7 protein-coding genes are annotated in these 9,009 nt (G+C 74.1%); 4 read left to right on the top strand and 3 right to left on the bottom strand.

Annotation, left to right across the window (positions count from 1 at the left end):
• Nucleotides 1-116: 116 nt before the first annotated feature.
• Nucleotides 117-1,295, bottom strand: a complete 1,179-nt coding sequence (locus ACFWM7_RS30675; protein ID WP_383266765.1) for an AAA family ATPase — start codon at nucleotides 1,293-1,295, stop codon at nucleotides 117-119.
• Nucleotides 1,296-1,437: 142 nt separating this feature from the next.
• Nucleotides 1,438-1,863, bottom strand: a complete 426-nt coding sequence (locus ACFWM7_RS30670; protein ID WP_383266763.1) for an MmpS family transport accessory protein — start codon at nucleotides 1,861-1,863, stop codon at nucleotides 1,438-1,440.
• A 151-nt stretch (nucleotides 1,864-2,014) separates the two neighbouring features.
• Between ACFWM7_RS30670 and ACFWM7_RS30665 the strand changes: the two genes are divergently transcribed.
• Entirely contained in the window at nucleotides 2,015-3,421 is a 1,407-nt protein-coding gene (locus ACFWM7_RS30665; protein WP_383266760.1) for an SWIM zinc finger family protein, read from the top strand.
• A 101-nt stretch (nucleotides 3,422-3,522) separates the two neighbouring features.
• Nucleotides 3,523-5,217 (top strand): DUF5691 domain-containing protein, encoded by a 1,695-nt coding sequence (locus ACFWM7_RS30660; RefSeq protein WP_383266757.1) that lies wholly within the window; start codon nucleotides 3,523-3,525, stop codon nucleotides 5,215-5,217.
• Between the two features lie 161 nt (nucleotides 5,218-5,378).
• Here the strand turns inward: ACFWM7_RS30660 and ACFWM7_RS30655 are convergent, their stop codons facing one another.
• Nucleotides 5,379-5,792: a cobalamin B12-binding domain-containing protein gene (locus ACFWM7_RS30655; protein WP_003966859.1), complete on the bottom strand. Its 414-nt coding sequence runs from the start codon at nucleotides 5,790-5,792 to the stop codon at nucleotides 5,379-5,381.
• A 358-nt stretch (nucleotides 5,793-6,150) separates the two neighbouring features.
• Here ACFWM7_RS30655 and ACFWM7_RS30650 point away from each other — a divergent pair, with 358 nt between their 5' ends.
• Together ACFWM7_RS30650 and ACFWM7_RS30645 are read left to right on the top strand one after the other, a co-directional pair.
• On the top strand, nucleotides 6,151-7,023 hold the full coding sequence (locus ACFWM7_RS30650; RefSeq protein WP_383266754.1) for an esterase/lipase family protein: 873 nt from the start codon (nucleotides 6,151-6,153) through the stop codon (nucleotides 7,021-7,023).
• A 205-nt stretch (nucleotides 7,024-7,228) separates the two neighbouring features.
• Entirely contained in the window at nucleotides 7,229-8,968 is a 1,740-nt protein-coding gene (locus ACFWM7_RS30645; RefSeq protein WP_383266751.1) for a peptidoglycan DD-metalloendopeptidase family protein, read from the top strand.
• The last annotated feature ends 41 nt before the right edge of the window (nucleotides 8,969-9,009 follow it).

The raw sequence follows: 9,009 nt of genomic DNA, 5'->3' as shown, positions 1-9,009 counted from the left end.
GGCCGCCCCGGTCGTCGTGGCGGGCGCGGCCGGCCCGGCGGCCGCACGAGAACCCGGAACAGCCGCCCCGGCCGCCCCGCTCGTCGTGGCCGCCCCGGTCGTCGCGGCGGGGCCCCTCATGCGGAAACCTCGCGGCAGGCGCGGTAGAAGTCCTTCCAGCCGTCCCGCTCGCGGACCACGGTCTCCAGATACTCCTGCCAGACCACCCGGTCCGCCGCCGGATCCCGGACGACCGCGCCGAGGAGGCCGGCCGCGACGTCGCCGGGGCGCAGGACGCCGTCGCCGAAGTGGGCGGCGAGCGCGAGGCCGTTCGTCACGACGGAGATCGCCTCCGCCGTGGAGAGTGTGCCGGAGGGGGACTTGAGCTTGGTGCGCCCGTCGGTGGTCACCCCGTCGCGCAGTTCGCGGAAGACCGTCACCACGCGGCGGATCTCGGTCAGCCCCTCGGGTGCGGCCGGCAGGTCGAGCGAGCGGCCTATCTGGTCGACGCGCCGGGACACGATGTCGACCTCGGCGTCCGGGGTCGCGGGCAGGGGCAGCACGACGGTGTTGAACCGGCGGCGCAACGCGCTGGACAGCTCGTTGACGCCGCGGTCCCGGTCGTTGGCCGTGGCGATGAGGTTGAACCCACGGACGGCCTGGACCTCCTGGCCCAGCTCGGGGACGGGGAGCGTCTTCTCGGACAGGATCGTGATGAGCGAGTCCTGCACATCGGCGGGGATGCGGGTCAGCTCCTCGACCCGGGCGGTCATGCCCTCGGACATGGCCCGCATCAGCGGACTGGGCACCAGAGCGTCGCGGCTGGGGCCGTGGGCGAGCAGTTGGGCGTAGTTCCACCCGTAGCGGACGGCTTCCTCCGGGGTGCCCGCGGTGCCCTGCACGAGCAGCGTCGAATCACCGCTGACGGCGGCGGCGAGGTGCTCGGACACCCAGGTCTTGGCGGTGCCGGGGACGCCGAGCAGGAGCAGTGCCCGGTCGGTGGCGAGCGTGGTCACGGCCACCTCGACCAGACGGCGCGGGCCCACGTACTTCGGCGTGATCGCCGTCCCGTCCGGCAGGGTTCCGCCCTGGAGATAGGTGGCGACGGCCCAGGGCGACAGCCGCCAGCGGGCGGGCCTCGGGCGGTCGTCGGCGGCCGCGAGCGCCTTCAGCTCGTCGGCGAACGCGTCCTCGGCGTGCGGACGCAGCGCCTCGACGCCCGCCGCCGGCACGACGGCCGGGGTGGTCGCGGCAGCCGGCGTGTTCGCGGCGGCTGCGGCGGCCGGGGTGGTCGGGGTGGTTACGGGCACGGTCATGGATCCCCCTCCAGATCGGTCGACCCGATGTGGTTTCCACCGTGCACCATGGCACTGACAACGGGCCCTGACCGCAGGTCAGGACCCGTCCGCCCGCCCCCGTGGGCCGCCCCGGCCGGGACCTGCCCCGGCCTCCGCCCGGTCAGCCCACGATCGGCGACACGGCGACGCAGCCGCCCGCCGTGAGCATGCCCTCGCCCTTCGCCTCCTTGATGACCTCGCCCTTGTAGGTGATGGTGCAGGTGACGTCGGCGCCGCCGGCCTCCAGGGCCAACGGCATGACGGCGGGCGGCATGATGCCCCGCAGCTCGACGGTCTTCTTCCACGGCAGGGCCGGCGACTTGACGGTCTCCAGCTCGGGCTCCATGGCCTCGCCGCCGCCTCCGTGGTACGTGATCTCGTCGACGCTCGTGCCGGTGACCTCGTACGTCACCTCGTAGGTCTCGTCCACGGTCTTGTCGACCGCCTTGCCGACCGCCTCGTCCACCGACTCGGCCGAGCAGGCGCCGAGGCCGAGCACGAGGACGGAGACCGCGAGGGCGCGGGTGATACGGGTGGTGCGGTTCATCTGGGATCCCCCCTGGATCGGTCCGCCCGGATCTGTTCCGTATGCGGAGAACGCAGAGAAACGCAAAGGGAAGGCAAAGTCAAATTTCCCTCGGGACGACGCTTCCGCAGGTCGGAGGGGACTGTCAGTGGTGCCGCCTACCGTCGGAGACATGCAGCTATCTCACGGGGGAGAGACCTCGCCCGCCGGTGACCCGGTGGCGCGCTGGTCGGTGGAACAGGTGCTGGCCCTGGCTCCTGACGCGGCATCACGCAAGGCGGGCACGCGCCTCGGCACGGCCGGTCCGTGGTCCGGCACGGGGTCCGACGCGAAGGGTGCGGTGTGGGGCCTGTGCAAGGGAAGCGGAAGCACGCCGTATCGCACGGTGGTCGACACCACGGGGCCTGCCTACTCGTGCAGTTGCCCGAGCCGGAAGTTCCCGTGCAAGCACGCGCTGGGGCTGTTGCTGCTCCGGGCGTCGGACGACGCCGCGTTCCGGCCGGGCGAGCCGGCCGACTGGGCCGCGGCGTGGATCGAGGGCCGGCGCGCACGTGCGGAGCGGAAGGGGGAGCCCGCGGCGGGCGGCGACGGCGCGCCGGGCCCCGTCGACACCGCCGCCGCCAGGAAGCGGGCGGAGCGCCGCGCGGAGCGGGTCACGGGCGGCGCCCAGGAGTTGGAGCAGCGCCTGGCCGACCTGCTGCGCGGCGGGCTCGCCGCGACGGACCGCTCGGGGTACGGCCTGTGGGAGGAGACCGCGGCCCGCATGGTCGACGCCCAGGCCCCCGGCCTCGCCGCGCGCGTACGGGAGCTGGGTGCGATCACCGGTTCCGGTCCGGGCCGGCCCGTCCGGTTGCTGGAGGAGTGCGGCCTGCTCCATCTGCTGGACACGGCCTGGCTCGGCCGCGATCGGCTGCCGGACCCGCTGGCCGCGACCGTGCGGACGAGAGTGGGGCTGCCGATGTCCGCCGAAGGCCCCCCGGTCCGCGACCACTGGCTGGTCCTCGCGCAGTACGACACCCCCGACGGCAGGCTCGTCACCCGGCGGATCTGGCTGTACGGGCGAGGGTCGGGCCGGACGGCTCTGCTGCTCTCGTTCGGCGCGGCGGGCCGGGCCCCGGCGCAGGCGCTGCCGGTGGGCGCGACGATCGACGCCGAGCTGACGCCGTATCCGGGCGGCGGGCAGCTCCGGGCGGAGCTGGGCGAGCAGTTCGGGGCGACGGCTCCGGCCGGTCCCCCGCCCGGGATCGCCGCGGCGGCCGCGCCGGCGGTCTACGGGAACGCACTGCGGGACGACCCCTGGCTGGACGCCTGGCCGGTCACCCTGCGCGACGTCATACCCGTGCCGTCCAAGGACGGCTGGCAGGTGGCCGACGCCCACGCCGACTCCGCGCTGCCCATCGCCCCGGCCGCGCTGTCCCGGCCGGGCCTGTGGAAGCTCGTCGCCCTGTCCGGCGGCGGCCCGGTCACGGTGTTCGGCGAGATCGGCCACCGCGGCTTCGACCCGTTCACGGCCTGGGAACCGGGCGAGGGGGAGGAGGCGGGGTGCTCGACGGGTGGATCGATCGTCCAACTGGTCTGACGACCCCACCGCTCCCGTCCGTCCCGTCCGCCATCCCTGGCTGCCCGCCTACCTGCCGCCGCTGCCCGATATCCGCGTAGTCCCTGCACCGGAGGGGAAAGATGCCTCGCACCACCAGCCCCACCACCGCCGACACCACCTCTGCGGCCGGCCCCACCACCAGTCCCGCATCCGCATCCGTAGCTGTAGCCGCATCCGCATCGGTCGACTCCCTCCCCTGGGAGGAGCTGGTCACCTCGGCGCTGCTGGGCACCGACCGGCGCCCGCCGACGCCCCGCGGCGGCCCCGCACCGGCCGATGCTCCCGCGGCCCTGTTGGACGCCGCCGCGCTGCACACCGTGCGGCAGCGGGCCGGGCTGATGCCCGCCGTGCCGGAGGCAAGGCCCGAGCCCGCCGCCCCGGACCCGCGCCCGGCGCTCCCCGAGGCCGCCCGGCACCGGCTCGCCCACCTGCTGGCGGACCGTTCCGCGCCCTCGGGCGGCGGGCGGCGCGGGACCGCGCCCGACCTCACCGAGCTCATCCCGCAGTGGCTGGCCACCGCCAACCGCAGGGGCTACCGCGCCCCGGCGGCCCTGCTGCCCGCGTTGCTGGATGCGGCCCGGGCGCGTACGGACCTGCGCCCGCAGGCGCTCGCGTTCGCCGGACCGCGCGGTCTGTGGCTGGCCGGGCTGAATCCCGACTGGAAGTTCGCCCTGCGGGGCTCCGCGAGCGGCCCGCTCCGGCCCGACATCACGGACCCGGGCGCGGTGGCCCGGCTGTGGGAGGAGGGGCTGTTCGCGGAGCGGATCGCGCTGCTCGACGCCGTACGGGCGCAGGACCCGCCCGCCGGGCTCGCCCTGCTCGCCGCCACCTGGTCGACCGAACGGGCCGAGGACCGGCTGATGTTCCTGGATTCCCTGCGGTCCGGGCTCGGGGGCGACGACGAACCGTTCCTGGAGCAGGCCCTGTCCGACCGCAGCCGCAACGTCCGCGCCACCGCCGCCGAACTGCTGTCCGCACTGCCCGAGTCGGCGCTCGCCGGACGGATGGCGGCCCGCGCGACGTCCTGCGTGAACCCGGATCGTACGGAAGACGCCGCCTCCATCGCCGTAGAGGCGCCGCACGAGTGCGACGCGGGGATGCAGCGCGACGGCGTCATACCGGTCCCGCCGACGGGCCGGGGCGAACGGTCCTGGTGGCTCGGGCAGTTGGTGGAGGCCGCCCCGCTCGGCGTCTGGGAGGAGCGGTTCGGCGGGCGTCCGGCCGAGGAGATCGTGGCCCTGCCCGTCGCCGACGACTGGGCCGGCGAGCTGCACACCGCCTGGTGCCGGGCGGCGGTCCGGCAGCGGAATCCGCGGTGGGCCCGGGCCTTGCTCGGGCACCCTTCGATGCCGCCGGCGAGCGGCCCCGGGACGGCCTCGATCGCCGAGCGCTCGAAGCTCCTCGCGATCCTGGACGAGGGCGAACGCGCTTCCTGGGTGGCCGGGTTCATCGCGGCGCACGGCCTGTCGGAGGCGTTCCAGCTGCTCGGCGTGTGCACGGTCCCCTGGGCCGGGCCGCTCGGGCGGGCGGTGGTCGACGCTCTCGACATCGCGCGGGACGGCGGGAGTTATCCGTGGAGCTTCAGCGGGGTGATGGGCCTCGCGGAGCGCTGCCTGGATCCGGCGGAGGCCGACCGGCTGGAGGTCCTGACGGCCGCGCAGGACGAGCTGGAGGGGGCGTCACCGGGGGCGGGCGGTTACTGGTCGGAGGCCTTCCAGCGCCTGGTCTCCACCCTGCGGCTGCGCGCCGCGATGGAGGCGGAGCTGATGGCCTGACGGAGACGGAGGCGGAGCTGATGCCCTGAGACGAGGACGGGGCCGTGCGCGGCGAGCACGTGCGAGGCGGTCCCGTGCGCGGCGGGCACGTGCGAGGCGGTCCCGTGCGCAGCGGGCCTGCCCCTGCACAGCGGGCCCGCCCCAGGTTCCGGCTGCGGGCCTCAGGCCTGGGCGGCCTGGCGCACGTTGGCGTTGACCCACGTCACGATCTCGGTCGTCGTCGCCCCCGGCGTGAAGAGCTCCGCGACGCCCAGCTCCTTCAGCGGCGCGATGTCGTCCTCCGGGATGATCCCGCCGCCGAACACCTTGATGTCCTCCGCCTCGCGGGCCTTCAGCAACTCGATCACCTTGGCGAACAGCGTGTTGTGCGCCCCGGAGAGGATCGAGAGGCCGATGGCGTCGGCGTCCTCCTGGATCGCCGTGTCGACGATCTGCTCGGGCGTCTGGTGCAGCCCGGTGTAGATCACCTCCATACCGGCGTCCCGCAACGCCCGCGCGATGACTTTGGCACCGCGGTCGTGGCCGTCGAGGCCCGGCTTGGCCACCACCACACGGATCGGACCGGTCACACCCATCACTGCCTCCACCTGGTCTCCCGCGCCTGAAGGGCCGGGGATGTGAACGAACGTTATCCACAGCATCCCGCAAGCCGCAGTTTCGCGGCAGGCGGGGAGGGGGAAATCACACGTGGGACATGTTCGCCAGGCGTCGTCCCCCGTATCAGGCGGTGTTCCGGCCGCACGGGGTCCGGCGCAAGGGGAGCCGCTACGAGGTCGCCGTACCACCGCGCCGCCAGCCGCACGGCACGGTGGTACGGCTCCACGACCTCGGCCACGGCCGTCCGGCCGGTCGGCGGCGCTCCTCGTCCCGCCACCCCACCAGGGCGTACGGGGACGGGATCCGCCTCCCCGTAAGCCATGCAGGAGGCCGGCCGTGAAGCTCCTCCCTCTCCCCACCCCGCTGACACTCCTCACCCGCCTCCCGCGATTCCCCCGCCTGCCGGGCCCTGGGCTGTCGTCCGCACTGCTCGGCGCCACCGCGCTGGAGCTGTTCGTCCTCGCCGGGCACGTGATCGCCTATCCCTTCGGCCTCACCCCCGAGCGGGGCCGGGCCACGCCCTCCACGCCCACCGATCTGCCGGTCGAGGCACCCGCCGCGCCGCCCGTCGTCCTGCTGCACGGCTTCATCGACAACCGCTCCGTGTTCCTCGTCCTGCGCCGCGCGCTGACCCGGCAGGGCCGCCGCCACCTGGAATCCCTCAACTACTCGCCGCTGACCCGCGACATCCGCACCGCGGCCGAACTGCTCGGGCGGCATGTGGAGGAGATCTGCGCGCGCACCGGGCACAGCCGGGTCGACATCGTCGGGCACAGCCTCGGCGGCCTGATCGCCCGGTACTACGTACAGCGGCTCGGCGGCGACCGGCGGGTGCGCACCCTGGTGACGCTCGGAACCCCGCACGGCGGCACCGCCGTCGCCCCCGGGGCGGGCGTTCACCCCATCGTGCGGCAGATGCGCGGCGGTTCCTCGGTGATCGAGGAGCTGCGCGGCCCCGCCCCCGGCTGCCGGACCCGGTTCGTGAGCTTCTGGAGCGAGTTGGACCAGGTGATGGTCCCCGTCGAGACGGCGTGCGTCGTCCATCCCGATCTCGACGCGGTGAACGTACGCGTCACCGGCATCGGCCACCTCGCGCTGCCCGTGCACCCGACGGTGGCCGCCGCGATCCGTGAGGCCCTCGAGGTGGAGGAGACGGACGAGGCGGAGGAGGACGCCACCCCCTCCACCGGTGCGGCTTCCGTGGCCTGAAATAGAACACCACTCGAACGTAGGGCCAAGGCTGCGTCTGCCGTCCACCGAAAGACGGCCGATTGCCCGTTTCCTGCGAACGCAAAACCTGTCGAAGATTGTCGTCCTCACATACCGCCGGGTACAGTCGCGGCCACTGCTTCCCCCTGGGACACCCCTGACCGGGATCCAGAACAGTCCTGCTGCCGAGGCGAGAGAGACGTTGGTGAACGACCAGCACCCCCACGCCGGGCACGTCGGTTACGACGACCGATCGACCGGCAGCTTCGACACCGACCCGCTCTTCGGCTCCCTTCCGGGCGGCCACTCCACCGGCTACGACGCGGGTCACCCCGCCTCCGGTTACGGCGACAGCACCTACGGCGAGGGCACTTACGGCGCCGGCTTCGACACCGCGTACGCGACCGGGCAGCCGGACCACAGCGGCTCGTACGACTCCTCCGCGTGGAACACCGGCGGACAGCAGACGCTCACCTACGACGGCTACGCCGCCCAGGAGCAGGCCCCGCAGCAGTGGGACACCTCCGGGGCCTGGCAGCAGGTCGCCGACCAGGATCCGACCGGCCCGTGGGCGACCGCCGACACCGGCGCGTTCCCCACCACCGGCTTCCCCGCCGCCCCGTACGCCACGGACGCCCCGTACGCCACGGAGACGTTCGCGGCGGAGGCGTACGGCACGGAGACGTACGGCACCGGGTCCTACGGGACGGACGCCTACGACACCGGTGCGTACCCGGCGGGCACCGCGTACGGAACCGGCCCGGCCTACGGCGTGGACGCCTACGAGACCGGGGCGTATCCGGTCGGCGCGTACGGCACGGACCCCGTCGCCGCCGACACCGGGACGTACGCCACCACCGGCGCCTACGGCACGGGTACGTACGACACGGGCGCCTACGACGCGACCGCCTGGAACTCCGGCGCCACGCCCGGGGACGCCGCGTACGAACCCGAACAGACGTCGTACCCGCTGTACGAACAGCAGCCGGCCGACGCGACGGCCCCCGAGGCGTCCGCCGAGCCGGACCACACGGCCGGGGAGCCGGTCGCCGACCCGTCCTCCACCGCCGAGTTCGCCGCCCCCGCCCACGACTTCGCGCCGGACGTCACACCGGAGCCGGACGCCGGGGACGACGACATCCCCGCCCCGCACTCCGTGAACCGCACCGCGGTCCGTGCCCCCGCCCCGCGCAACCGGGCCCGCCGCCGTACCCCCGCCAAGCGCTCCGCGCTGCTGACCGTCGCGGTGCCCTCCGCCTGTGTCATGAGCGTCGCGGGCATCGCGGCCGCCTCGGTCGGCGGGATGCCCGGCGGCGAGGAGAAGGCGGAGGAGACGACCACCTCGCTGGCGGTCGCCGACCCGAGCACGGTCAAGCCGGTCGCCGCGAACAACCGGCTGGACAGCCAGCTGGAGCAGCTCTCCGAGGGCAGCGACGACTTCCGCGAGCGCGCGAGCCGTACCCAGGAGCGCATCGACCTGCGGGAGCGGCAGGCGGCGGAGAAGAAGAAGCGCGAGGAGGAGGCCGCACGCAAGGAGGCGCTGCGCCCCAAGTTCGTCCTGCCGGTCAAGCAGCACGGGCTGAGCGCCTACTACGGCCAGGCGGGCGTCAACTGGATGTCCGTGCACTCGGGCATCGACTTCCCCGTCTCGTACGGCACCCCCGTGATGGCCGCGACCGACGGCACCGTGCGCGCCCAGCTGAACAGCGCCTACGGGGTCATGGCGATCGTGACCGCCGCCGACGGCACCGAGACCTGGTACTGCCACCTCAGCAGCACCAAGATCCGCTCGGGCACGGTGAAGGCCGGCGACGTCATCGCGTACTCCGGGAACTCGGGCAACTCCACCGGCCCGCACCTGCACTTCGAGGTCCGGCCCGGCGGCGGCGCGGCGATCGACCCGCTGGCATGGCTGCGCAGCAAGGGCGTCGACCCGACCACCTGACGGAAAACGGCAAGGGAGCGAGGGGGGAGGGCCGAAGCCCT

The organism is Streptomyces sp. NPDC058375, from assembly GCF_042723425.1.
Taxonomy (GTDB): Bacteria; Actinomycetota; Actinomycetes; order Streptomycetales; family Streptomycetaceae; genus Streptomyces; species Streptomyces durocortorensis.
The sequence above is the reverse complement of the archived record's forward strand: the minus strand, read 5'-3'. Positions and strand labels throughout refer to the sequence as shown.